Origin of the sequence: Streptomyces sp. NPDC059499 (assembly GCF_042749285.1) — a bacterium.
Taxonomy (GTDB): Bacteria; Actinomycetota; Actinomycetes; order Streptomycetales; family Streptomycetaceae; genus Streptomyces.
Genome location: NZ_JBHYTT010000022.1, coordinates 72853 through 97630, shown reverse-complemented (window position 1 = coordinate 97630; position 24778 = coordinate 72853). Strand labels below are relative to the sequence as shown.

The 24778-nt window shown below is 68.3% G+C and carries 22 protein-coding genes, 1 pseudogene and 1 riboswitch; of the genes and pseudogenes, 11 read left to right on the top strand and 12 right to left on the bottom strand.

What is annotated here, in order from left to right:
• Positions 1 to 96: 96 nt before the first annotated feature.
• On the top strand, positions 97 to 1650 hold the full coding sequence (locus ACFW9O_RS34020; protein ID WP_384614767.1) for a PQQ-binding-like beta-propeller repeat protein: 1554 nt from the start codon (positions 97 to 99) through the stop codon (positions 1648 to 1650).
• A gap of 154 nt (positions 1651 to 1804) precedes the next feature.
• Here ACFW9O_RS34020 and ACFW9O_RS34015 read toward each other — a convergent pair.
• A pseudogene (locus tag ACFW9O_RS34015) lies at positions 1805 to 2006 on the bottom strand (IS5/IS1182 family transposase); the annotation flags it as partial.
• 49 nt (positions 2007 to 2055) lie between these two features.
• Entirely contained in the window at positions 2056 to 4374 is a 2319-nt protein-coding gene (gene metE / locus ACFW9O_RS34010; RefSeq protein ID WP_384614766.1) for a 5-methyltetrahydropteroyltriglutamate--homocysteine S-methyltransferase, read from the bottom strand.
• A gap of 179 nt (positions 4375 to 4553) precedes the next feature.
• Positions 4554 to 4715, bottom strand: a riboswitch (cobalamin riboswitch).
• A 239-nt stretch (positions 4716 to 4954) separates the two neighbouring features.
• On the opposite strand from metE, the gene ACFW9O_RS34005 reads away from it, so the two are divergent.
• On the top strand, positions 4955 to 5173 hold the full coding sequence (locus tag ACFW9O_RS34005) for a hypothetical protein (RefSeq protein WP_384614764.1): 219 nt from the start codon (positions 4955 to 4957) through the stop codon (positions 5171 to 5173).
• Positions 5174 to 5329: 156 nt separating this feature from the next.
• Here the strand turns inward: ACFW9O_RS34005 and ACFW9O_RS34000 are convergent, their stop codons facing one another.
• Both ACFW9O_RS34000 and ACFW9O_RS33995 read right to left on the bottom strand, forming a co-directional pair.
• Positions 5330 to 6700: a DEAD/DEAH box helicase gene (locus ACFW9O_RS34000; protein WP_384614762.1), complete on the bottom strand. Its 1371-nt coding sequence runs from the start codon at positions 6698 to 6700 to the stop codon at positions 5330 to 5332.
• 475 nt (positions 6701 to 7175) lie between these two features.
• Positions 7176 to 7520, bottom strand: coding sequence for a DUF2750 domain-containing protein (locus tag ACFW9O_RS33995; protein ID WP_384614760.1), 345 nt, complete (start codon positions 7518 to 7520; stop codon positions 7176 to 7178).
• Positions 7521 to 7685: 165 nt separating this feature from the next.
• Between ACFW9O_RS33995 and ACFW9O_RS33990 the strand changes: the two genes are divergently transcribed.
• From ACFW9O_RS33990 to ACFW9O_RS33980, 3 genes are all read left to right on the top strand, one after another.
• On the top strand, positions 7686 to 9299 hold the full coding sequence (locus tag ACFW9O_RS33990) for a DUF4158 domain-containing protein (protein WP_384614759.1): 1614 nt from the start codon (positions 7686 to 7688) through the stop codon (positions 9297 to 9299).
• A 69-nt stretch (positions 9300 to 9368) separates the two neighbouring features.
• Positions 9369 to 10907: a transposase gene (locus tag ACFW9O_RS33985; RefSeq protein WP_384614757.1), complete on the top strand. Its 1539-nt coding sequence runs from the start codon at positions 9369 to 9371 to the stop codon at positions 10905 to 10907.
• A 133-nt stretch (positions 10908 to 11040) separates the two neighbouring features.
• Entirely contained in the window at positions 11041 to 11700 is a 660-nt protein-coding gene (locus ACFW9O_RS33980; RefSeq protein WP_384614755.1) for an MSMEG_1061 family FMN-dependent PPOX-type flavoprotein, read from the top strand.
• 65 nt (positions 11701 to 11765) lie between these two features.
• Here the strand turns inward: ACFW9O_RS33980 and ACFW9O_RS33975 are convergent, their stop codons facing one another.
• Positions 11766 to 12041: a hypothetical protein gene (locus tag ACFW9O_RS33975; RefSeq protein WP_384614753.1), complete on the bottom strand. Its 276-nt coding sequence runs from the start codon at positions 12039 to 12041 to the stop codon at positions 11766 to 11768.
• 138 nt (positions 12042 to 12179) lie between these two features.
• On the opposite strand from ACFW9O_RS33975, the gene ACFW9O_RS33970 reads away from it, so the two are divergent.
• Positions 12180 to 13568: a CoA transferase gene (locus ACFW9O_RS33970; protein WP_384614751.1), complete on the top strand. Its 1389-nt coding sequence runs from the start codon at positions 12180 to 12182 to the stop codon at positions 13566 to 13568.
• 294 nt (positions 13569 to 13862) lie between these two features.
• Positions 13863 to 14732, top strand: coding sequence for a recombinase family protein (locus ACFW9O_RS33965; protein ID WP_384614749.1), 870 nt, complete (start codon positions 13863 to 13865; stop codon positions 14730 to 14732).
• Between the two features lie 823 nt (positions 14733 to 15555).
• Here ACFW9O_RS33965 and ACFW9O_RS33960 read toward each other — a convergent pair.
• The 4 genes from ACFW9O_RS33960 to ACFW9O_RS33945 form a co-directional block, all read right to left on the bottom strand.
• A complete protein-coding gene (locus ACFW9O_RS33960; protein ID WP_384614747.1) occupies positions 15556 to 15912 on the bottom strand; it encodes a transposase in 357 nt (118 codons plus the stop codon).
• Between the two features lie 75 nt (positions 15913 to 15987).
• A complete protein-coding gene (locus tag ACFW9O_RS33955; protein WP_384614796.1) occupies positions 15988 to 16233 on the bottom strand; it encodes a transposase in 246 nt (81 codons plus the stop codon).
• 93 nt (positions 16234 to 16326) lie between these two features.
• Positions 16327 to 16725 (bottom strand): hypothetical protein, encoded by a 399-nt coding sequence (locus ACFW9O_RS33950; RefSeq protein WP_384614745.1) that lies wholly within the window; start codon positions 16723 to 16725, stop codon positions 16327 to 16329.
• 253 nt (positions 16726 to 16978) lie between these two features.
• Positions 16979 to 17953 carry a helix-turn-helix transcriptional regulator gene (locus tag ACFW9O_RS33945; RefSeq protein WP_384614743.1) on the bottom strand — a complete coding sequence of 325 codons (975 nt, stop codon included), beginning with the start codon at positions 17951 to 17953 and terminating at the stop codon, positions 16979 to 16981.
• Between the two features lie 133 nt (positions 17954 to 18086).
• Here ACFW9O_RS33945 and ACFW9O_RS33940 point away from each other — a divergent pair, with 133 nt between their 5' ends.
• The 4 genes from ACFW9O_RS33940 (at position 18087) to ACFW9O_RS33925 (ending at position 22987) form a co-directional block, all read left to right on the top strand.
• Positions 18087 to 18482 (top strand): RidA family protein, encoded by a 396-nt coding sequence (locus tag ACFW9O_RS33940; protein ID WP_384614741.1) that lies wholly within the window; start codon positions 18087 to 18089, stop codon positions 18480 to 18482.
• Positions 18483 to 19556: 1074 nt separating this feature from the next.
• On the top strand, positions 19557 to 20063 hold the full coding sequence (locus ACFW9O_RS33935) for a DUF6301 family protein (protein WP_384614739.1): 507 nt from the start codon (positions 19557 to 19559) through the stop codon (positions 20061 to 20063).
• Positions 20060 to 20503, top strand: coding sequence for a hypothetical protein (locus ACFW9O_RS33930; protein ID WP_384614737.1), 444 nt, complete (start codon positions 20060 to 20062; stop codon positions 20501 to 20503). Before ACFW9O_RS33935 ends, ACFW9O_RS33930 begins: the two co-directional genes overlap by 4 nt.
• 21 nt (positions 20504 to 20524) lie before the next feature.
• Positions 20525 to 22987, top strand: coding sequence for a hypothetical protein (locus ACFW9O_RS33925; protein WP_384614735.1), 2463 nt, complete (start codon positions 20525 to 20527; stop codon positions 22985 to 22987).
• A 38-nt stretch (positions 22988 to 23025) separates the two neighbouring features.
• Here the strand turns inward: ACFW9O_RS33925 and ACFW9O_RS33920 are convergent, their stop codons facing one another.
• The 3 genes from ACFW9O_RS33920 to ACFW9O_RS33910 form a co-directional block, all read right to left on the bottom strand.
• On the bottom strand, positions 23026 to 23151 hold the full coding sequence (locus ACFW9O_RS33920) for a hypothetical protein (RefSeq protein ID WP_384614733.1): 126 nt from the start codon (positions 23149 to 23151) through the stop codon (positions 23026 to 23028).
• A gap of 103 nt (positions 23152 to 23254) precedes the next feature.
• A complete protein-coding gene (locus tag ACFW9O_RS33915; protein WP_384614731.1) occupies positions 23255 to 23716 on the bottom strand; it encodes a hypothetical protein in 462 nt (153 codons plus the stop codon).
• 82 nt (positions 23717 to 23798) lie between these two features.
• Entirely contained in the window at positions 23799 to 24728 is a 930-nt protein-coding gene (locus ACFW9O_RS33910; protein ID WP_384614729.1) for a hypothetical protein, read from the bottom strand.
• Positions 24729 to 24778 lie beyond the last annotated feature (50 nt).

The following is a 24778-nucleotide window of genomic DNA, read 5'->3' as shown; positions in this document are numbered from 1 at the left end:
TGTGAGACGACGGAGCACACCTCCGCCCGGCGTCTCCCGAGCCTGAGCCCGAGAAGCAGTTTCCTGACCGAGTGGCACGTCTCAGGGGGAAGACCCATGCCCAACCCGCCGCAGCCCTGGTACACACCGGGCTCGCCGCAGCAGCCCGTTCCCGGCAACCCGTATGCCTCGGAAGGTTTCGGGCCGCCGTCCGGACCGCCACCGCGCCGGCGGCGCTTCGGCGGAGCGCCGGTCATCGCCGCCGTCGTCGCGATGCTGCTCGTGGCTGCGGGAGGAGGGGTGTACGCCCTCGTCGACCGGGGCGAGGACGGGCCCACAACCCCCGTGGCGAAGGATTCGTCAAGCCCCTCCGCTCCGACGGCCCCGCCCACCTCCCCCGCGGTCAGCACCCCGCAGGCGAAGCACATCCCGACCACGGAGGAGATCAACGCCGCACGGAAGCCGGGGGACGCGGCGACGTGGATCGTCGACGACAAGACCGACCTGCCCAGCGGGCACCAGAAGGTCTACGACCTGTGGATCGTCGGCGACACCGTCGTCCAGGCCATGTACAGGAAGGTCGCGGCCTACCGTCTCTCGGACGGCGTCGAGGTCTGGAGCATGCGGTTGCCCGCTCCCGTCTGCGAGACACCGGCCAACCCGACGCCCGACGGCAAGGTCGTGCTCGTCCACAACAAGAGGGCCGACACCGGGAGGAACAATCGGTGCAACCAACTGCAGATGATCGATCTGAAGACCGGGAAGCCGGGATGGCACAAGGAACTCCCCGAAACCGGTGACGGGGACAACACGTTCATCGTGCACAGCGCCATCAGCGCCGGCACCTTCGCGATCGCCCGGAGTATGAAGGCGACCGCCTACCGGGTCGATGACGGGACCGAGCTGTTCGACATCCCCTGGGAGGACCCGGGGAAGTGCTTCCCCGCCGACGTGGCGGGCGGCTCCCGGCTCCTAGTGAGCTCCGACTGCATGATCGACATCGACCAGAGCAAGAACCACAGCCAGCTCCGCGAGATCGACCCGCTCACCGGCAAGGTCCTGTGGCGCCACCGAACCAAGACCGGATGGAAGTTCGGAAGCATGATCTCCGTCGATCCGGTCGTCTTCACCACGGAAAACGCCGTGGACCGCATCGACGACTGGCGGGTCGTGGCCCTGGGCCCGGGAGGAAAGCCCGGCACCACCATCGACCCGCGGGGCAAGAGTATCCAGCGATGCGCCGGATACGGCAGCGGCGGCGACATCCAGCCCTGTCGCGGCACCGCGGTCGGCAACGGCCTCATCGTTCTGGGCGGCAATGACAGGATCCGCTTGTACGACCTGGCCACCGGGAAGTTCCTCTGGGGGGTCAAGAACAACGAGCTGCGCACGTTGCACCCCCTGCGCGCGGAGAAGGGCAAGGCAGTGCTCGTCTACGAGTCGGCCACGCCGAGCCGCCCCGGCCGGACCTTCCTGATGGGCCCGGGCGCCGCGGGTACGGAGAAGGTGGTGCTGCGACACCCCGCATCGACCGCGACGCAGGAGTACGAGATGTCCGGCGGGCGGCTGGCTTATGCAGGCGGACGAGTCGTCCTCACGTCGGCGAGCGTGAGCGGCGACGACGACCGACGCGAAGCCCGCATGCTGTCCTTCGCTCCCGGCCCGCCCTGACCGGGCACCGGGCGGGCCGACCACCCACGCACGCCGGGACTGAGCTTGTGTAACGCTTTCCTCCGGACAGCATCTGGCAGCGGCCTCACCCTCACGGCCTTCGTCGTGGTCACGTGCACCTTGATCGGAGCACATGATCAGACGAAGGCCGCCCTCGCTCGATGCCCCATCGTCGGCGTCCCAACCGTTCGCTGGACTCGACCCCTTGCGGGCGATGCGGACGCCGACGTGTCTGCCTCGGAGCCATTTCTGCAGGTGCGGGACGTCGTACGCTTTGTCCGCCTGCAGACGCCGGAACTTGAAGTACCGGCCGCAGCTGGGGCGTGTCTCGTCTGGCGACCCAGGATCATGGGCCGGTTGCGTGGCCGGGGCGCCCGCGGACGCCCCGGCCACGGATTCTTCCGGTCAGGACGCGGGGAGTTCGCCCCGGACCGTGCGGGCGGCGGCGACCAGGTTCTCCAGAGACGCCTTGGTCTCGGGCCAGCCACGGGTCTTCAGACCGCAGTCGGGGTTGACCCACAGCCGCTCGGCGGGAATGGCCTCCAGTCCCTTGAGAAGGAGAGCGGCAGCCTCGTCCGCGTCGGGCACGCGCGGGGAGTGGATGTCGTACACGCCAGGACCTGCCTCGCGCGGGTACCCGTGTGCGGCCAGCTCGCGGGCGACCTGCATGTGCGAGCGGGCGGCCTCCAGGCTGATCACGTCGGCGTCGAGATCGTCGATGGCCTGCACGATGTCACCGAACTCGGCGTAACACATGTGGGTGTGGATCTGGGTGTCCGGTCGTACGCCGCCGGTGGTGAGCCGGAACGACTCGGTCGCCCAGTCCAGATACGCGGCGTGGTCCGCCACGCGAAGGGGCAGAGTCTCGCGCAGAGCGGGTTCGTCGACCTGGATGACCGATGTTCCGCTGGTCTCCAGGTCGTTGACCTCGTCGCGCAGGGCAAGGGCGACCTGGCGGGCGGTGTCGCCGAGGGACTGGTCGTCGCGGACGAAGGACCAGGCGAGCATGGTGACCGGCCCGGTGAGCATGCCCTTGACCGGGCGGTCGGTGAGGGACTGGGCGTACGTCGTCCAGGGCACCGTCATCGGTTCGGGGCGGGAGATGTCACCGGCCAGGACCGGGGGCCGGACGTAGCGGGTGCCGTAGGACTGGACCCAGCCGTGCTGGGTGGCCAGGTATCCGGTCAGCTGCTCCGCGAAGTACTGGACCATGTCGTTGCGCTCGGGCTCACCGTGCACCAGGACGTCGATGCCGGTCTTCTCCTGGAAGGCGATGACCTCACCGATCTCGGCCTTGATCCGCTCTTCGTATCCGGGTGTGTCGATCCGGCCGGCGCGCAGGTCGGCGCGGGCCGTGCGCAGTTCATCGGTCTGCGGGAACGATCCGATGGTCGTCGTCGGCAACAGCGGCAGCTTCAGGTGGGCCCGCTGGGTGGCCGCTCGCTCGGCGTAGGGCTGGGAGCGTCGGCCGTCGGCGTCGGTGATCGAGGCGGCCCTGGCCCGTACGGCGTGGTCTCGGGTGATGGCGGAGTCGGCGCGTGAGGCGAGGTCGGCCTGGTTGGCGGCGATCTCTGCGGTGATGGCCTCGGTGCCCTCGGCGAGTCCCTTGGCGAGAGTGACGATCTCCCTGGTCTTCTGCCTGGCGAATGCGAGCCAGCGGAGGATCTCAGGATCGATGTCCTTCTCGGGCGCTGTGTCGAGTGGGACATGCAGCAGCGAGCAGGAGGCAGCGACGTCGACCCGGTCGGCGAGGCCCAGAAGCGTGGCAAGCGTGGTCAGCGACTTCTCGTAGTCGTTGATCCAGATGTTGCGTCCGTTGACGACGCCGGCGACGAGCCTCTTGCCGGTGAGCCCGCCGGCGGCCGCGAGGTCTTCGAGGTTCGCTGCTGCGGCGCCGGTGAAGTCGAGGGCCAGCCCGTCGACCGGTGCCTTCGCCAGGACGGGCAGAGCATCTCCGAGCCGGTCGAAATAGGACGCGACGAGCAGCTTGGGGCGATCGGTCAGGCCACCGAGGTCGCGGTAGGCGCGGGCGGCGGCGTTGAGCTCGGCAGGGGTGCGGTCCTGGACGAGGGCGGGCTCGTCGAGCTGTACCCACTCCGCGCCGGCAGCGCGCAGATCGGCGAGAACCTCCGCATAGACCGGAAGGAGCCGGTCCAGCAGGGTGAGCGGTTCGAAGTCGGCCGCCACTCCGGGGGCGGGCTTGGCGAGCAGAAGATAGGTGACAGGGCCGACGAGCACGGGCCGGGCGGTGTGTCCGAGAGCGAGGGCTTCCTTCAGCTCGGTGACCTGCTTGGCCGAGTCAGCGGTGAAGGTGGTGTCAGGGCCGAGTTCGGGCACGAGGTAGTGGTAGTTGGTGTCGAACCACTTGGTCATCTCCAGCGGCGCCACATCCTGGGTGCCGCGTGCCATCGCGAAGTATCCGTCGAGCGCGTCGGCACCGACCGCCTCACGATGCCGCTGCGGGACAGCACCAACCATGACGCTGGTGTCCAGGACCTGGTCGTAGTACGAGAAGTCGCCGGTGGGCACTTCGTGGATACCGGCATCTGCCAAATGCTGCCAATTGGTCCGGCGCAGATCTGCTGCCGTCTTCCGGAGAGCGTCGGCGGTGATCCGGCTCTTCCAATAGCCTTCGACGGCCTTCTTCAGTTCCCGGTTCGGGCCCTGGCGGGGGTAGCCGTACACGGTGGCTCGTGATGCTGCGGCTGCGGGCTTCGCTGTCACGGAAATCTCCTTCGCGAGATGACTCCTTGAGATCCCGGAGACGGGACACGGACGCGAAGGGGTGACGAACCGGACGGAACATGTGCACGCCCAGGGCGCGATGTCTCATCCGATATGTACGCCGACCCGCCCACGAGGTCACCGGGATATCCGCACACGGGGGGCGCGTGCGGGCAACGGGCAGGTCTTCGGACTTGTGGGCACCCTGCCGAGGCAGATTCCTACTGGCCGTCGCTTCCCGGATCCGACCGGATCCAGTGCGTATGACGGCGGTCGTTCCCACTCACCGCTGCGGGGCAGTCCCGGATTTCCACCGGGTTCCCTCTTACGACGCGTCTGCCTGGCGGGCAGGGCGAACCAGCTGCACCGACCACCCTAGAGGGTCGACGCTCTCTGAGCGTTGCTGTTCGTATCCCGGGACGTGGCATGAGCCACCGAGCTCCGGCGTGCGTGGAACGTGAAGCGGGGGCGTGCGGCAGACCACCGTCATCAACTCGCACGAGGACGCCGAGCCCGAAGCCTCAGAGGCCCCGCCAAGGAGGGGGGCCTGGTCGACATCACCCTCACCGGCGCTCAGCTCGTGGACCACCTCAAGACCTTGGAGCGGGACATCAGTGGCGGCGCGCTCGCGAACAGGTCCATCGAGGAGCTTGCCCGGCGGATGTACGAGGCGATTGCGCCCGTGGTCGACCAGACCGAGCAGGGGAAGCCGAATTTGGGCATCGGCTGCCGAGCGTTGGAGCCGCCGGTCCGGAATGCTCCGGATCTTGTCCTCAGCGACGGGCCTCGTAACTGCTGAGGCAGCATCCCTCGGCGCGTGCACTGCTTCAAGCGGATGTGTCGGCCCGTCGAGTGCTCGAACCCGCGTTTCCAGGACTCGGCAGTACCTCCACGAGCAGGGCCCGTGCCGTCTGCCGCTGGTCTGCGGGCCCCCGCCCCGGCAAGTCCGCCTGGGTCAGCGGCCCTTGCGTACCCGTGCCGCCGCGCGTGCTTCCGCCGTCTTGCGGGCGTCGGCCGTTTTGCGGGACTCCTTGGGGCGGCCGGGACGAGTGCCCATGCCACGGAAGGGGGCGTTGCCGCTGCCCTTCCCTTCGATGGGCGGGCGCTTGGCCCCGGTGATGGTGGTCAGCTTCTCCTCGCCGGAGCGTACCTGGGTGACAGTCGGCCGGATCCGGGCGTCGGTCATGATCCGGTTGACGTCTCGTCGCTGGTTCGGGGTGACCAGCGTGACCACCTTCCCGGACTCCCCGGCGCGAGCCGTACGCCCGCCACGGTGCAGGTAGTCCTTCGCGTCGGCCGGCGGGTCCACGTTGACGACGAGGTCGAGGGCCTCGATGTGAATGCCTCGCGCCGCGACGTTGGTGGCCACCAACACGGTGATCTCGCCGTCCTTGAACTGCGCGAGTGTGTGCGTCCGCTGTGGCTGCGACTTTCCGCTGTGCAGGGCGGCAGCCCGAATGCCGCTGGCCCGCAGGTGCCGGGTGAACTGGTCCACGCCGGCCTTGGTGTCCAGGAACATCAGGACCCGGCCGTCCCGCGCGGCGATTTCGGTCGCGGTCGCGTGCTTGTCGGCGGGGTGGATGTTCAGCACGTGGTGTTCCATCGTGGTGACCGAGCCGGCCACACGGTCGAGCGAGGCAAGTACCGGCTCGTGCAGGTAGGTCTGCACCAACTGGTCGACATTGCGGTCGAGTGTTGCCGAGAACAGCAGCCGCTGACCGTCGGGGCGGACCTGGTCCAGGATTTCCGAGACCTGCGGCAGGAACCCCAGGTCGCACATCTGGTCCGCCTCGTCCAGCACCGTGATCCGCACCTGCTGCAGATCACAGAACCGACGCGACACGAGGTCGGCGAGCCGCCCGGGCGTCGCGACGACCACTTCGGCGCCGGCGCGCAGCAGCGCCGCCTGCCGGTTGATCGCCAGCCCTCCGACCACCGTCGCCAGCCGCACGTTCAGCGCCTGCGCGTAGGGTGCCAGCGCGTCGACCACCTGTTGCGCGAGCTCCCGGGTCGGCACCAGAACCAGTGCGAGCGGCCGCTTCGGCTCCGCTCGCATACCCGCCGTCCGCGCCAGCAGCGCAAGCCCGAAGGCAAGCGTCTTGCCGGAGCCGGTCCGCGCACGGCCGAGGACATCACGGCCGGCCAGCGCGTTGGGCAGGGTCGCCGCCTGGATCGGGAAGGGTTCCGTCACGCCGAGGCCGGTCATCGTCGCCGTCAGCTCCGACGGCAGCCCGAGTGCGTCGAAGGACTCGACCGGCGGCAGGCCAGGGGCAGCCGTCTGCGGCGTTGTGGGTTCGCCCTTCGGGGCCGGAGTCTTCGCGTTCATGGGGGGAGCCTTCCTCGGTCTGGCGCCGGGAACGCGTTGGGGCCCGTACCCCTCGGTACGGGCCCCAACGGTTTCGAAGCGTGCCCACAGTTTACCAGCGAGCGCCCCGGCACATTCCGGTCCCGTCGGCAGGGCCGCCCGCCGTCGTCACCGACCCTGGCCAGGGACAGTGCTCGCACCTGACCCGACTGCGAGGTAGAAGAACGAGCGGACCGGTCAGGCTTGCCGTCGCAGAAACGCGGCGCCGGTCGGCTCGAAGCCTTGCGGAGTGGTGCGTCGGAGGTTGCACCCTCGTAGTCAAGGCTTCGAGTGGGTGGCCGCTCCGGTAACGGCCACACAGCGGATATCCGCGGCACGGGCAGCCTGGAGGCCCGGAGGGGAATCCCCGCGACGACATCCACGAAGCCATCCTCACCCTCGGATGCGCACTCAGCTGCTGGCGGCGACTGCGCGCTCTGGCGACCGATGCCGTGGGCTAGCTATCTGACGCAAGCCGGTTAAGGACTTCCCTGGGCGTGAAGCTCCAGCCGACCAGACGCGGCCCACTCCAGTTGATGCCGATCACGAGTCCGTCCCGTGCGGCATCGGGCAGTACAAGATCACACCAGGTGTCCAAGGGCATGGAATCGACGCGGAGCCCACGCCCCCAGGTCTTCGCCGCCCTCTGAGCCCGGGGCGAGGTCGACCAGAAGGGAAAACTTCGCGTGCCGTCCGCGGAGAGGTGCGTCGGGCTTCCGTCATCATCCCGGACAAGCCAGACCACTCTGTTTTCACGGACTTCTCGGAAGAATGCCGCCGCTTGCGAACCGCTCTGACTCATGGCCTCCGAGCCTAGCGTTCCCCAAGACCCATTTGGGGTGTGACCGAGATACGCGTCAAAGGGGCAACGGGATGATCTTGAAGCCCTGAGCGCCCGGCCCGTCACCCGTTCGGCTCAGTGTCGTTGGTGGTGATGTTGAGCGTCGTCTGGGTCCTGGGGTGGGTTGTGACTTCGATCGAGCGGACCGCGTATCCGCGGTTCAAGCGGCTGATCACCGCGCACGAGCTGCATCTCTTCTTCTCGCCGACTCGCGATGAGCTTCAGTGGGCGACCGATGCCACGGACTGCGATGAGTATCTGCTGGCCCTGCTCCTGATGCTGAAGTCGTACCGGCGCATGGGGTGTTTCCCGGCGCTGGAGGACGTTCCGGCGATGGTGGTGGACTTCGTACGGCGGTCGGTGGAGCTGCCGGAGGGCACGCTGCCGGTCTATCGGGCGGAGCGGACGGCCAAGCATCACCGTGGTCTGGTCCGCAAGCGGGTCGGTGTGACGTACGACCAGGCCAAGGCCCGGGGGATCGTCGAGCAGTCGATCCGCAAGGAGGCCGCGGCGAAGAACCGCCCGGCGGATCTGATCAGCATCGCGCTGGAGAAGGTCGTGGAGGCCGGGCTGGAGCTGCCTGGGTTCTCCACCTTCGACAAGATGGCCTCGAAGATCCGCACCGAGGTGAACGCCTCGATCTGCACGGGCATCCACGACCGCGTGAGCGCCGCTCAGCGTGCAGGGCTCATGCGGCTGCTGGAGGAACGCGACAGCGACGGAACGACGCTGTTCAACCGGCTGAAGAAGTCCGCCAAGGGCCCGACCTGGTCACACTTCAAGAACCTGACCAAGCGTCTGGAATGGCTGGACGGTCTCGGCGACACCGACGTGTGGGTGGACGGCGTCGCCGCCGGGAAGATCACCGACTTCGCCGGGGAAGCGGACGCGACGGACGCCTCGGAGCTGCGGGACTTCGTCCCCGTCAAACGCATCGCGCTGGTCGCGGCCTTGACGCACAAGGCGAGGATGCGGGCGCGGGACGACCTGGCCACGATGTTCTGCAAGCGCGTGGCGACGAAGATCAAGAAGGCGAAGGCGGAGCTGGAGGAGATCCGGCTCGTAGAACGGGAGATCGTCGAGGCCCTGATCGGGAACTACCGCACCGTGCTCAAGCACATCGACGAGGGCGGCCCGGCCCAGGAGGCGCTCACGAAGGCCGCGGCCATGACCGCCGAGACCCGTCAGGCGCTGGAGGGCCTGGACGAGGAGGCGTCGGTGGACGAGGTCGCGAAGCGGCTGGAGGGCCGGGTCTCTCCGGCAGTGATCGCCCTGGTGAAGGCCCAGATGGTGCAGGCAGGCGGGTTGGGTGCGGTCACGCGGGCGGTGGAGGGCTTCGGTGGGTTCGCCAAGCAGTACGAGCAGATCGAGAAGGTCTCCGCCCACCACGGCAACTTCTGGGAAGTGCTGCTGTACGGGCAGATCGGCCGGGACCGGGCGGTGATGTTCGACCTGGCCGGGGCCGAGAACTTGAAGTTCACCGCGACCAGCGAGGACAGCCGGGTGCTGGACGCGCTCGCACACGCCCAGCGGCACCAGGCGGCCCGCGGCGAGTACATCACCGCCTTCAACGAGGAGGGAAAGGAGGTCGACATCTCCTTCGCCACCCAGAACTGGCGCAAGGCCGTGATGGACAAGACCCGGACCGGGCAGTTCGTGCGCAAGCACTTCGAGGCGATGGTCTTCACCGCGCTGGCGGAGGAGCTGCGTACCGGCGATGTCGCGGTGGTCGGCTCGTAGGAGTATGCCGACTGGTCCGAGCAACTCCTGGACTGGGAGGTCGTCCAGGAGACGCTGGGGGCCTACCTGATGGAGGTCGGCCTCGCCGAGCCGGGCGAGAGCGCCGAGTTCGACGCGAAGTTCTTCCGCAGGCAGCTGGAGGACAAGCTGCGAGGCGCCGCCGCGGCGGCGGACGCCGGGTACCCGGAGAACGAGGGCCTGGTCATCGACCCGGAGACGGGCATCCCGTCGTTGAAGGCGTACCGGGCCGACGGTCAGCGGCCCTCGGCGAAGCGGCTGGAGCAGGAGATCAAGGCGAGGATGCCGGAGCGGTCCCTGATGGGGATCGTGGCCCGGACCGCGTACTGGGTGGAGTGGTGGCGCCGCTTCGGGCCGCCGTCGGGCAACGAGCCCAAGCTCACCGACCCCTTGGGCCGCTACGTGATCGTCACGTTCGTCAAGGGCACCAACATGGGCCCGTACGAGGCCGCCCGGCACATCCCCGGTGTGTCCGGGCACGAGCTGTCGTACGTCGCCAACAAGCACTTCTCCATCATGCTGCTCAACGAAGCCGTCGCGGACCTGGTCAACGCGCACGCCCGCCTGGACATCTCGCAGGCTTGGGGCGATGGCACCGCCGTGGCGGCGGACGGCACCCACATGGACACCTATCTCGACAACCTGCTCTCCGAGACGAGCGTCCGGTACGGCAAGCCCGGCGGCATCGCCTACCACCACGTCTCGGATACCTACATCGCGCTGTTCACGCACTTCATCCCGTGCGGCGTGTGGGAGGCCGTCTACATCATCGAGGGCCTGCTGAAGAACACGTCCGAGGTGCAGCCGACCACGGTGCACGCGGATACCCAGGGCCAGAGTTTCCCTGTCTTCGCGCTCGCCCACCTGCTGGGCTTCGACCTGATGCCCAGGATCAGGAACTGGAAGGAACTGACCTTCTACCGGCCCGGCAAGACCACGGAGTACGTGCACATCGACGCCCTGATCGGCGAGCCGGGCAAGCACGTCATCGACTTCGACCTGATCGAGTCCCAGTTCCGGCACCTGATGCGCGTGGCCGTCTCCGTACGCGAGGGCGCCATCTCCTCCTCCACGCTGCTCAAGCGTCTGCGCTCCGGGTCGCGGAAGAACGCCACCTACGCCGCCTTCCGTGAGGTCGGCCGCGTGATCCGCACCGTCCAGCTCCTTCGGTATCTGTCGGATGCGCCGCTTCGCCGGCGGGTGACGGCGGCGACGAACAAGGTGGAGTCGTTCAACCGGTTCTCCCAGTGGATCGGCTTCGGCAACCGCGGCGTCATCGCCGACAACGACCCCGTCGAGCAGGAGAAGGCAATGAAGTTCAACGCCTTGCTCACGAACGCGGTGATCTTCCACAACGCCCTGGACATCGCGGAGATTATCCGCCAGCTCCTGGAAGAGGGCTGGGAGATCGCCCCCGAGGACCTGGCTCACATCTCGCCGTACCTGACCGAGCACATCAACCGGTTCGGCGAGTACTCCACACACGAACTCGGCATCCAGCCCGACGCGTACGACCCGAAGCTCGACGTCGACTTCACCCCACTGCGCGAGCAGGACCTGACCGCCGCCGGCCTCGGCCAGGCCGCCTGAACCAGGAAGGCACCCCACATGGCTGCACGGGCCTGTTTGATCTTCACACGCCAGACAACTCGCGAGGCCGTCTCTGTGTCCCAACGCTCACCGGCCAAGAACAACCGCAGGTCGGCCCATTAGGGTCGGCGGCATGACGACACCCCTTGCCACCAGCGCCTTCGACTCGCTCCGCCTCGACGCCGTGCCCGACCAGGAGACGCTGCGCCAGACCTACGAACTCCCCAACGACGCGGCCGTGCGCAAGCAGATGACCGAACTCACCGAACAGACCCGGCGGCTGATCGGCTGCTCATCACTGGTCCTGGTCGCCAGCGCGGACGCCGAGGGCAACTGTGACGTCTCCCCGCGCGGCGGCCCCGCCGGGTTCGTCGCCGTCCTGGACGCACGGACGGTGGCGATACCGGACGCGACTGGCAACAAGCGTCTGGACACCCTGCAGAACGTCATCGCCACCGGACGGGCCGGGCTACTGTTCCTCATCCCGGGGCGCACCACGACGCTCAGGGTGAACGGCCGGGCCTGCGTCTCCACCCGCCCGGAGCTGCTGTCGCAGCTGACCGCCGTGGGCAAGCCGCCGGCCAGTGCGCTGGTGCTGGGGATCGAGGAGGTCTATCCGCACTGCCCCAAGTCGCTCCTGCGCAGCGGAGCCTGGAAGCCGGAGCACTGGCTGCCGGCGGACGCCCAGCCGACCTCGGCCCAGGTGACGCTGGCCCAGCTGCGGATGCCGGAGCTGACGATCGCGGACATCGAGCAGGCGGAAGCGGACTCGCTGAAGTACCGGTACGAGTAACGAGCCGACCAGCGATTGCCAAACCACCGGGCCTTCCACCGTGAAGGTGGGCACGCGGTTATTGATCACGCGGCGAGCGTGGGTTTAGCGGTTTGGTGTCGGCGTTCGTATTCGTTGGGGCTGAGGTGGCCGTTGGCGGAGTGCCGACGGCGGGTGTTGTAGCGGGTCAGCCAGGCGAAGACGGTCCTGCGGCAGGTGTCGGCATCGCCGTAGTCGTGGGCGCCCTGGAGGGTCTGGCGTTTCGTGTTCCTGCAGACGCCGAGGAGCTTCGCAATCGAGGTGACGGTGTTCTCCGGGCGGGCGAGCAGGTGGCGGGCGTGGCGTACCTGCTCCTCCGTCATCGCCGACGAGCGGCCGTCCGCCGAGGGCTCCGCGGGCGCGGGCGGCGTCTCTGGCCGAATCTCAGTAGTACGTCGGCGAGGGCCTGGGTCCATGACGCAACCCTTCCCACAGGTGGCACTCAGTGCCACAGTGTGGGCATGAATTCTCCAATCATCTCGGGGGCCTCGCAGGCTTGGGCGGCACTGGGTGCCGATTCTTCGCTGCTCGACCGGGTGTCCTACGGCGGTCCGTCCGGAGGGCTGCCGGCGCGGCTGCCCGTCATGGAGCTGGCGCGAGCCACCGTCGCGGTGTGCTCGCTCGCGGCCGCCGAGCTCGCTTCCGTACGCACGGGGCGCCCCGTGCCCCGTGTGCGGGTCGATGACGAGGCAGTCGCGACGGCGTTCCTCAGCGACCGGTTGGTGCGGGCCGACGGGCGAGCGTGGTCGACCTTCGCGCCGCTGTCCCGGTTCTGGCGGGCAACCGACGGATGGGTTCGTACGCACGCCAACTACCCGCACCACCGGGCCCGATTGCTCGCCGCTCTCGGGGTGCCGGGGAACGCCGACGAGGAGGCGGTGGACGCGGTGGCCCAGGCGATCGCGGGGCTTACCGCGCTAGAAGTGGAGGAGACCGTGTACGCGGCGGGCGGTTTGGCCGTCGCTGCACGCGGCCCCGAGGACTGGGCCAAGAGCGAGCAGGGTGTCATGGTTGCGGGGCAGCCGCTGCTGACGACGGCGCGCATCGATGATGCCCCGGATCGAATGATCGATGGTGCCGCACTACCGTGCGCGGGGCTGCGCGTCCTGGATCTGACCCGAGTACTGGCCGGACCGGTCGCCACCCGAACGCTTGCGTTGCTCGGCGCTGACGTGCTGCGGATCGACGCCCCACAGCTGCCGGAAAGCCAGGAGGCCCACAACGACACAGGGATGGGGAAACGCTCGACCACCCTGGACCTGGGAGAGGACACCGACCGTAGGCTCTTCGAGGAACTGCTCGATGCGGCAGACGTGGTGGTCACCGGTTACCGGCCGGGCGCGCTGGAACGGTTCGGACTGACGCCCGAGGCGCTCGCCGAGCGCCGACCGGGTCTCGTCATCGCCCAGCTCTCCGCGTGGGGCCGTTACGGACCGTGGCGCGAGCGGCGCGGCTTTGACAGCCTGGTCCAGGTGGCCACCGGCATCGCCGAACTGGAGGGCTCGCCGGACTCGCCCGGTGCTCTGCCCGCTCAGGCGCTCGACCACGGCACCGGCTATCTGCTCGCGGCCGGTGTCCTGCGCGCGCTCACCGAGCAGCACCGCACGGGCGGCACACGGCTGGTCCGCCTGGCGCTGACGCAGACCGCGCACTGGCTGGTCCACGACCTGGCACCCGCTCCGGGCAAGGAAGAGGGCTTCGACGCCGAACACTGGCTGACCGAGACCGACAGCCCCATGGGCCGATTGCGGCACGCGCTGCCGCCGGTGTCGTACGACGGGGGCCCGGTGAACTGGGCACGTCCGCCGGGTCTATGGGGAACGGATGCCCCGGTCTGGGGCGGCGCCTGACGAATACCTTCGGGGCGTGCGCCCGTCACACCGATGCAGTCGTGTCACGGCCGCCGGGAGTCGTACGGCCATGACACCGTGTCGCCGCTCATGGCACTGCACGGAGGCGTGGCAGGAGTCGGCCAGTGGCATCGGCGTCACTCCTGGCTCCTGCCCCGGAGCGAACAAGCGCGTTTCATAGGTGGTCGCTCGTGAAACACCCGGCCGTGCGGCGATCCACCTGCGGCGATCATGTTTCATGAGTTGTAGCAAACGACTAGACTCCTGAAACACCCTCATGAAACGCTCCCGGGCGTGAGCGACGACTTCAAGCGCGTGGAATCGCACGGCTGCCCGATGTCCACCTGTGCCGCCCCGGCGGGCTCTCCGTGCCGGACCGGCAAGGGCAAGGTGGCCATCCAGTACCACACCGCCCGTTTCCGGCTCGTGCCCCAACTCGCCAAGGTGCTCAGCGTGCCGACCCCGGCCGTACGTAAGCCGGGGTCGATGTGGACTGAGCTGCCCCGACCGGTGAGCGCCGGCGCCGAACCGGTCGGGCACGTCCGCCTCGGCTACGCGCGGGCCTCGACCGCCCGGCAGTCCCTCGATGCACAGCTCGACTCCCTCGCCGAGACCGGGGTCACCCGGGTCTTCTCGGAGAAGATCTCCACCCGCGCCACCCGGCGCCCCGAGCTGGAGGCCGCCGTGAAGCTCGCCGGGGAGATCCGCTCCTCCGGCGTCGCCGTCACGCTCGTCGTCCACGAGCACAAGCGGCTCGGCCGCGGCATCGAACTCGCCATGCTCGCCGAGGAACTGAAGGCGAGCGACGTCGGCCTGGAGTTCCTCACCGGAGAGCTGAAGGGCTCGCACAACCCCTCCGGCATCGTGTTCACCGTGCTCGCGGCCATGTCCGGGATGGAACGCGAGTACATCCGCGACCGCACCCTCGAGGGACACGAGTCCGCCCGCAAGCGCGGCAAGACCATCGGCGGCGCCAGCGTCGCAGACGAATCCATGCTGTCCATGGCTCTGCAGCTGCGGGAACAGGAGATGAGCCTGCGCGACATGGCCAAGCGGCTCGTCATCACCACCGGCAAGAAGAAGGGCCAGCATCCGTCACCTGCGACCGTGATGCGGATGCTGCGCGAGCACGATGAACAGGCTGCCGTGGTCTCAGCACCGTAGAAGGCCCGCCAGAGGTTAAAGATCATCCCATTGCCCCTTTGACGCGTATCTCGGTCACACCCCCATTTCGTTAGGAGTTTTCAGCCCGAGGCGGGACAGCGCCTCCCGGTACAGATCGGGAGCCGGCTTGGCTCTCGGTGCCGATTCGCGGGTGATCACGTGGTCGAAGGCACCCAGGAGCCCGTACCGACGGGTCTGCCGCCTCACAGACCGCGTTCGAGATCTGCCGTAGAGCAGTCGTAGACCCGACCGAGGCCGAAGGACGATCCCGTCTTGGTGATCGGTACGATCGGCAGGTTGGAGGGGATGTGATGTTGCAGGTTCTGTACAGCGGGGAAACCAGAGAGCTCGAGCTCTCCGGGACGCGTCAAGGGCTCCTGAAGTTCGGGCAGCTGCTGCGGGGGAAGTTCGGAAGCTGTGATCTCTCGGAGAACCGGCGCCCTTTCCCTACGAGAGGTCGCTGTCCGAGATCGCGTTCCAGGAGGATCCGGAGCGGGCTACTGTTTCGATCGTCTCGGAAGACCAGATCCTGAGGATCCAGGGGGCGCGGGAAGCTCTCGACTTCCTCGCCGACAACATCAAGGGCTTCGCCTCCGAGGCGAATGCAAGCGATCATTGCCACGTCGACTCTTCGACATACGACTACATCGCGCCAGAGTCGGACCCGCTGGTGATTGCGTTCATGAAGTGAGCGGAGAGCCTTCGGCCGCACCTTGGTTGAGCCCGTAGGACTCAGCGCGAGAGAGCGATCGTGGGCCTGGTCGGGTTGCCGGCCGGCCTCGGGTAAGGCGGCGGACCATGATGCCGATCATCGCCCAGCGGATCATCGTCTCCGAATGGGCGGGGCTGGTCCCGTAGTCCCGCGCGAGGCGCCGGTGGGCGTTGAGCCACGAAAAGGTGCGTTCCCCCGCCCACGCATGGGCTGGACCTGGAAGCCACGCTGGGCAGGATCCTTGCGAACGATCTCCAAGTCGCGGTCGAGGATCTGGGCGGTCCACCCGACCAGGCGGCCGGCGAAGCCCTGGTCGGCCCAGACCTTCTTGACGCCGGGGCGACCGAGTCTGGTCCACAGCAGTGGCCGCTTCGCGCCGTCGCGGTCCTGAATGCTTGCCGCGACGACATGGACGGCCAGGAGCAGGCCAAGGGTGTCGGTGACGATGAACCGCTTGCGGCCTTTCACCTTCTTGCCCGCGTCGAAGCCTCTGGTAGCTGCGCCGCGGGACGGTGTCGGCGGTGCGGACGGACTGCGAGTCGATCAAGCCCGCCCTCGGCTCCACGTCGCGGCCGTCGACTTCACGCACCTTGCCGCGCAGAGCGTCATGGATCCGCTCGACTGTGCCGTCGTCGTGCCACCAGGTGAAGTACCAGTACACCGTGTCCGCCGTGGCGGGAAGTCCTTCGGCATCTGCCGCCAGGCACACCCGGTCCGGACCACATAGGAGATCGCGGCCACGATCCGCCCCCGCGGGTGCTTTTCCCGCCGACCGCCCTTCGGGCCCACCCGGGCCGGCGGCAGCAACGGCTCCACCAACGCCCACTGCCCATCCGCCAGGTCCGACGGCTCGCCCGAGAATCGACTCCGAACTGGAAGGGCTCATGGCCGCTGAGCCACGCTGACCCGCGCGTCCTCACCTCTCATCGCCTGCGGCCAGCGGTCATCGATGACACCCGCCGCTTTCCGACAGGCACCGCATGCGTCTCCCCGTTCCGGCAGCCACCAGTAGTCGGACGGCAACATGCCGGCTTCCTGGATGCCGCACAGCGTCTTGTCGAAGATGCCGAATGCGTGGGAGATACCAGGGGCAAGGCCATCCGCGACGGCTTCCTCCCAGCGCATCCCCATGGGCAGATACGGCGGTCGCGAGATCTCGAACCACTCGCCGCCCACATGGGTGGCCGCATGACACCAGGAACAGGACCAGATCTCCTCTTCCCGTGCCGTCGGTGGCACCGGCCACCGCCACATCGACCGCCCGCACACATCACACTCCACAGGCGGATCCTCACACGCCGGCACGGGCCACCCCAAGCGGCGGGATGCAGGCAGTTACCAAACATCCTTGCCAGGACAAAACGCTCTTTCAGGCGACGAGGGCGAAGAGAAAGAGGCCGCCGTCGCCCCAACGGGAGTTCGCCAGCAGCCCTCAGAAGCACGAATACAGCGCCCCGTCCGTGACGTGCTGCGCGCGGCCGCCGCACTCAGCCCGGCCGGCAGCATTGCGGGCTGGCTTCTGCGCTTCTCCCTCTCAGGACGAGTCTCTGTAGCGAGTGGCCATCGCGGCGGCACGGTTGCCCAGGGAGGTGCGCAACGACTGCGGGGACAGGACTTCCGCGTCCGTGCTGAGCTGCCACACTGCCCACTCGGCGTGTCGTGAATCTTGAAAGGTGACCTCCAGCCGCAGCCGACCGTCGGCGTCGGGCTCCTCTGCGCGGACGGCCACCGCGGTGTCCAGCAGGTCCTCCCGCCGCGCCGGGTTCACCAGTAGCTGCACGGTGATGTGGTCGCGGCCGGCGACAAACTGCGCGGAACGTTCCCGCCAGATCCGCTCCAGGTCGACCCGATCTGCACGCTGTGTCCTTTCGGGAAGTTCCTCGGCCGCCAACACTCGTGACAGCCGGTAGGTGCGGTCCTCGCCAGATCTCGTGGCCAGTAAGTAGCCCCGGTCGCGGACAGTGACCAGGCCTATCGGGTCCACCGTGCGCCACTGTGGTGTCTGGCCCGTGGCCGCGTAGTGGATGCGCAGCTTGTGTCCGGCGAGTACCGCGCGCCTGACCACGATCATTGTGGTGTCGGGTACCTCATCAACCACCGGACGGCGCGCGAGCAGGTCGGATTCCGGGTCGAAGAGAAACCGTTGAGCCGCGTCGCTCGCGGAGACCCGGTGACTCTCGGGAAGCGCGTCGACCACCTTTCGCATTGCCGAAGCGAGCGCCGAGTTGAGGCCGAATACCCGCTCGCCGCTCCCGGATCCGGCGGTCAGCAAGGCAAGGGCCTCGTCGTGGTTCAGTCCGGTGAGCTCGGTCCGGAAGCCCGGCAACAACGCGAAACCGCCGTGCCTGCCGCGTTCGGCGTAGACCGGGACACCGGCCGCGGACAGCGCCTCGATGTCGCGCAGCACGGTCCGGGTGGATACGTCCAGCTCGCGGGCCAGCGTGTCCGCCGTCAGCTGACCGCGTTGGCGCAGCAGCAGCACCAGTGACACCAACCGGTCGGCACGCATACGAGAACCCTAGCGAAATACATGACTGAGGGTGTCGTGATTTGTTGGGAGGCTCGTTGACGCGACGCCAAAGCTGACGGCTACCCAGCCGATGGGCGTACGTACTTCCAATGAATCGAATGGAGATGTGGCTGTGGAAAGAACAGCGGTCAACCCGGTGAAGTGGTCGGTGGATATGGGATTCAATCAGGGTGAGGTCGTCTCCGGGCACACACGGACCCTGTACATCTCGGGGCAGACCGCGATGAGCGGCGACGGCAAGCCTCAGCACGAGGGGGACATGGCGGCCCAGTTGACGCTGAGTGTCGACAACTTGGAGGCCGTGCTCAGCGAGGCCGGCATGTCTCTCGCGAACCTTATTCGGCTGAACGTCTACACGACCGATGTCGATCTGCTTCTCCCGCACTACGGCGTGCTGGCGGCGCGGTTGGGTGCCACCGGGGTGGCGCCGCCCTCCACGATGCTCGGGGTGGCGCGACTGGCGATCCCCGGCCAGATGGTCGAGCTTGAGGGAACCGCCGTCGCGTAATGCGAACTTGTCGCCCCTGCTGCTCGCGTCGGTGCATCGGCACGAGTAGCAGGCAGACGGGTGACACGGGAACGTCCCGCCCCGGAACACCGGTCCGGACCCGGAACCGTATGCCGTCGATCAACTGTCACCGAGGCCGGACGGGCGGCCGCCCCGGCCCCCGGCACGCTTTATCAACAACGGCCCCAGCGCCGCCCACTGCTCGTCCGTGAGATCTCCCCAACCCATGAACCGTGATCACTCACAGCCCAAGATCTACTTTCGACACACGGCCAACTGGGCGTGGGTGTTCTCGTCCCACGGCAGCTGGCAGTTGAACTGTGGGAGTCGGGTGTAGCCGAACCCTTCGGCTTGTCAGTCCGGCCGCGTAGCGTGGAAACCGGTGGGCTGAGGGCTGACAGGCACTGACAACGGGGGCAGGAACATGAGCGCGGAGCACGTCGTGGGCTTAGTCGGAACTGTCGTGATCATCGCCGGCGTAGTGGCCGGTGTGGTGATCTTGCGGAGCGGATCCATCCTGCACCCTAGGGTCTTCTACCCGTTGTGCGACACGTGCGGGCACGCACAGCCTGAGCACTCCCAGGGGAAGGACACCCGCTGCCATCACGACTACGGGCACCACACCTGGAACAACGACAGCTACGGCAACAGCCAGCAAAAGTACGGCGATACGTGCCGGTGCGAGGAATTCCGGCACAGACTTCGCACGGTGAAGCCCGCTGAATGACCTTGAGTGCGGTGCTGCTCCTGCCGCGAGACGTCCCAGCGCAGGTCGGCCCCGCGCCCCTGGGCCGGACAGTCGGGCGGCCGGTGCGTCCCGATGTGTCGCGGATCATCCGGCGTGAATCCCTGCACGTCCTTCGTGTCGACCCTGCCGCCCAGGTGAGGCTGTAGTGCGACCCGGTCTTCAGGGGGATGGCGCGGAATCGTGCGATACAGGCGTCTCGCACCGTGCCGATTCGGGTTGGCGACGGTCTGTCATGATCGGCAAGTGCCAGTCGGGTGCGGGGGTGGCCGCGTGGAGGGTGAGGAGGTAGGGGGCGGGCCGGTGAAGGCGCCGCGCCCTGGAGGCGTATGACGCAATGGCGTGCGTTGAACGATGTAGGGGTTGTCGAACGTGCGGCACGGTTGCGGTCGTTGGACTGCACATGGGAAATGGGGACTACGCAGGGTGCCAGGCGGTCGACGCAGTTCCCTCGCCCCACGCTGATGATTCGTGCGCAATGGGACCTGCTCGACACCGGATTCGAGAGGGCCGGCCGCGCTGCCCTCGACCGCGGAAGAGTGCAGGACGAACAGATGGTTGAGCGCGTCCAGCTGCGCCTGACCGACTACGCGAGGCGATGGGCCCAGCCCCTGGACGCATTCGCGAGGATGGCCGTCGCGCTGGGAACGTCGCTGGGCGAACCGACGGACCGCAGGCCGGGTACCGATGCTGCGATCCACTGGGCCGACGAGGACACCACCCTGCTCCTCAGGCACTCAGGAAGCGCGATATACCTGGAGTTGGCGACCGACAATCGGCTGGCCCTCGACGACGAGCTCCGACAGATGGACGAAGACGAAGAGGGGCTGCTGTGACGGGATGGGACGCGTTCAGCGAGGGTCTGGCCGAGCAACTGGCCTCGCTGGCCGCCGGTTCGGTGCTGATCATCAGAGAGGGCGGGCAGACGGGCCGGTACGCGCAGTTCCTGCAGACTGACGAAAGGGTGGAGGCCGAGCTGGTCGGCGATCACCACCTCGACCCTGCGCTGCGCGCCGGGGAGGCGGGCTGCCGGCTGATCGCCGAGGCGGGATGGCGGCCGCCCGAGGACACCGTCTACGGCCACAACTGGTGGAGCGAGCTGCCTTGGCCGTCGTCTTCGGTCGCCTACCGCGCACTCGCGGGAATGACGGTGACCGGCCTGCGCGACGGCCTGCGGATCACCGGTCCGCAGGTGCTGGTTTACGAAGCATGGGACGGGCGCAGGGGCAATCGCCCCCTGACCTTGCCGCTCCTGGGCCTCACCGCGCAGAGCTGACGAAGGGCGGCGAACGGCGGTATGTCCGCACAGGACGCGAAAGCGCAACGACTGGCGCGCCTCGCCGCACAGGTCGACTGGTCGAAGGTGGTCGATCCCTACGGCGGCGGGCAGTACGGCCCCGAGGTGCTGGAAGGGCTGTGGTCGGCGAGCCGCGTCACAGCCGACCAGAACCTTACGAACCTCCACTACGCGGCCAACGGCGACGGCAGTTCGGTGCGGGCGGCGGCCGCCGAGATGCTGCCGTTCCTGCTCGAGGCGGCCCGGGATCCGGACGTGACGGTGCGCTTCGAGATCCTGCGGACGATCGCAGACATCGCCGACACGGGCAACACAGCCCCCACCGCGAAGGTCGCCCCGATCTTCGAAGGCAAGTGGCGGCCCACCGTCGACCCGTCGTGGCCGGCCGCCTGGGAGCGGGCTGCCGACGCTCTGCTGCCGCTGCTCGACGACGAGGATGACCTCATCCGGTTCGCCGCGGTCGGCGCACTCTCGCAGGCCGCCGCCCACGCGGACACCCTTATCACCCGACTGCGGACGTGTTTCGAGAACGAGCCGGACCTATGGGTGGCGGAGCGCCTCGTGCTGGCCGTCGGTGAGCTCGCCCGCTACGCCATTCAGCAACGCGAAGAGGCCCTCGCGTGGCTGCGGTTCCGCATGGCCGTCGAGGGGATGGGGGAGGAACCCGACTTCGACGAGGACATCGAGGCCTGGATTGCGTGGGACGAAGAAGTCCGCCACGACGTCCGGCTGCAAGCCGTGCAGGCGCTGCGCCGCGCCCTGCCCGACCACGCAGATCCGCTCTACGCCCGCGTGACTGCCGACGCACTGCTCACCTCCTCAACCACATGGGCCGATCCACCCGTGGAGTACTTCTCCGCGCGGGTCGACGTCATCACCGAAGCCGACCAGCGGCTCGGGGACGACCTGCCCGGACGGCTCACCCTCGCCCACGCGCTGCTGGGCCACGGCGGCGCCACAGAGCGCGCGGGCGGCCTCAGGGTCGCCGCCGGCCTGATGTCCCGTTGGCGCTCCACCGTCCCTGACCTGCTGCCGTCCGTTGCCGAGCTCGTGGACGATACACATCTGGAGAACCGGCTGTTCGCTCTGCGGGTTCTTGCCATGTGCGGTGATGCCTCGCGCCCCTGGGCCGACCTCGTCGCCACCCACCTCACCCCGACAGGCGAAGCCCCCGAACCCGTGCGGGAGCACGCCATCTGGGCGCTGAGCCGGATGTGCGACGACCGCTGCGTGCCGCCCCTGACCGAACTGCTCACCACCCACGGGCATTTCACCTCCGGCCACGCCGGTTCGATCGGCCGCGGTTGGGACGTCAGCGACCTCAGCCTCTCCGAGGCGCTCGCCCCCTTCGCCGCACACACCGACGTACTCCTCGACCCACTGCTGGCCCATATCCAGACGACGGCGTACCGACCGCATCCGCACTACTCGATCCTGCGCCAATGGCACCAAGACGGAGGACATGTCGTCCCGAGACTGATGGAACTCCTCGATGACGACATGACGTTGATGGTTGCCGCGCACGCCCTGCTTCTGACGGACAGCGGGCCCGTCGCCGCCGCCCACCACGAACGGCTGCGCGAACGACTGAGCTCCCCGACAAGCTCGCGCAACAACGACCTCGCCCAGCTCAACCCTTTCGACTACCACACCCTCACCGGAGACGACGCGCCCGTACACGCCCTGCTGCGCTCGCCCGACAACAGCAGCTTCCCGATACCCGGCCCTCAGCTCTCCGAGCCCACCCTGCTCCGCGCCTGCGTCACCCTCGGTGCCTCGCTCGGGGCGCCGGCGGCGGACCGGCTGCGCGGGATGTTCCGCGAGGCGCTGAGGAGGAAGCCGGAACGCTGGTCCGATGCGCCGAAGGGCGCCGTGGAACGGGCTCGCGCGCTCTGGCGGGTTACCGGGGACGCAGATGAAGTCCTCCCCGGGCTGCTGGAAGTGACCGCGCGCAGCGCGCTCGCCGTCTACACGACCCCGGGTGAGATCGAGGCCCTGATGCTGCTTGCCGAGGTCGCCGCCACCCGTCCTCCCGTCGCGGAACGCGTCGCCGGTCAGCTGGCTGCCACCGCCAGGGAACGGATCAGGCACAGCAACCGCTTCGACGCGATGAAGTGCCTCCAGAGCCTGTGGCAGCTCACCTCGGACCCCCGGCAGGTCGTACCTGCCCTGGTCGACCTCGTCCGGATCTGCCCGCCACCCGGCAGCGCCGGCGTCACAATCCTCGACCCCCTGCAACTCCTCGCCGAAGTCGCTGCCACCGACCCCGCGTCCGTCACCCCGGCCATGCCGGCTCTGCACGCCCTTCTCGACGCGGACGAACGTCCCGTACGCCATGACCATTGGGGTGCCGTTCGGGATGACGACGCCGTGCGTGCGGCGGTTCGAGCAGTACATGCCGCTGCCGTGAAGGACGCCACCGCCACGGCGGACGCCGGGAACGAGGAAGTGCCGGGAACCTGACACCACGTGGCACCCGCTGACCAGGATCAGGGAGCGCGTCACAGTCCGGTGGTGTGGTCCAGGATCGCGGCGACGAGCGGCGTGCGCACCTCAGCTGGGAGTGCGTGTCCTCCCGTCCCGTTGTGGAACTCGCCCCGAGCAGCCGGCAGGGGCCCAGTGCCCACATTCATCACCTCTGCTCCCGCCGAACCGGTCTCCCTGCCGCCAGTGCGGGCCCGGCGGGCGGCCCACCGGTCGTGATACCGGTGGGCCGCCCGGGAGTTCGGATCAGTGCATCCATCGGTCGCAGCTGTTCACCCACTTGTGGGACCGGATGTTGTTGTTCATGTTCGAGCCGGTGCTGAAGGTGTTCCGGGACAGATCATCGACGAAGAACTCGTTCGCGTCGAGGCAGTTGTAGCCACCGGTGTAGTTCGCGAGGTAGTAGAACTTCACGATGTCGTAGCTGCCGGTGTAGCCGGCGTTGAGGACGGATGAGGCCTTGTCGTAGTCGTTCTCGAAGCCGTCGCCCGCGGAGTCCCAGCTGGAGTCGTCGCCCGCGGTGCTACCCAGGTACCCGTTGCAGTACGTGGAGTCGTAGGCGTACACCTTGCCGTTGCGGCCCGGCCAGATGTCGTTGCAGTGGTTGGCAGAGGTGCCGGAGGCGGCCGCGTGCGCCGCCGTGGCGGGGACGACAAGGCCGGCGGCTGCCAGACCGAGCGCGGCGATCGACATACCCAGCTTTCGCATGGTTCGCTCCTATGTGTCAGCCTCGTCAGAGGCATGGTGATCCACGGCACGGCGCCGTGGAAGTCTGTGGAGGCGGGCCGGATCAGGCCCGCGGGCCGGTGATCTCGGCCGCACGCGTGTACGCGTCGCGTTCCAGTCGCCGGTGGGAATCGATCAGCTCCTCGTACCGGTCGGGAAGGACGCCCCGGTAGTACGTCTCACGCTCCCGGGCGACGGCACCGAGTGAGCTCTTGCGGGAGCAGCGGGACTCGGCCACCGCGACGCGCTTCTCGGCCTCGAACGCCTCGCCCGGGGTGAGACCGGCGGCCTTCCGCGCCACCGCGTCCTGCGCGGCGGGCGGATCGGGGTACCGGTGCCCGGCCCGGGCCATGCAGCGGGACCAGCGGGCCAGGGCGTCGGTGAACTTCTTGTCGCGGGTGATCCGGGGGACGTACAGCGGTTGGAGGTTGGTGACTGCCTTGTCCGCGCGGAACCAGGCGGCAGGGTCCCCGTACAGCTTCTTCTCGACCTCCGCCGAGCAGCCGCCGAGCCGTTTACTGATTTCTCCTGTGCCGGCCGGAGTCGGGATCTCGGTGGTGAGGACCGTGGCGTCCCGGCCGCCGTCGAGCACCCTGTCGTAGGCCTTGCGGCGCTGAGGGGAGAGACCTGCGCGGTAGGTGCTGTTCGGATTCGCCCGCCGGGCCCTGTCGACCTTCTCCTGGACGCGGCTGCCGTATCCGTGCTCGGCGGCCCAGCCGACGTCGTCGTTGACATAGCCGGGTGACCGGCTCTCCTCCAGGCTCAGCCGGACACCGGTCCAGTACGAGAAACCCGCGCGGTTCATGCACCGCTTGGTCAGTACCTCCGCGGCGTCGGAGATCCGCAGCCGCTCCGCCTGCGTCAGCTCCTGCTCGCTCCGGTCCGGAGCGGCCGCGGTCGTCGGGCTCCGCCGGGCGGTGTCCTGTGCGCACCCGGTCGCAGCGGCCGACAAGGCCGCCGCGACCGCACACGCGGCGATGAACCTGCGCTTCATGCCACTGCCCCCCCCGTTGCCGCGCCACCCCGCGGTGGCGCGCAGCAACA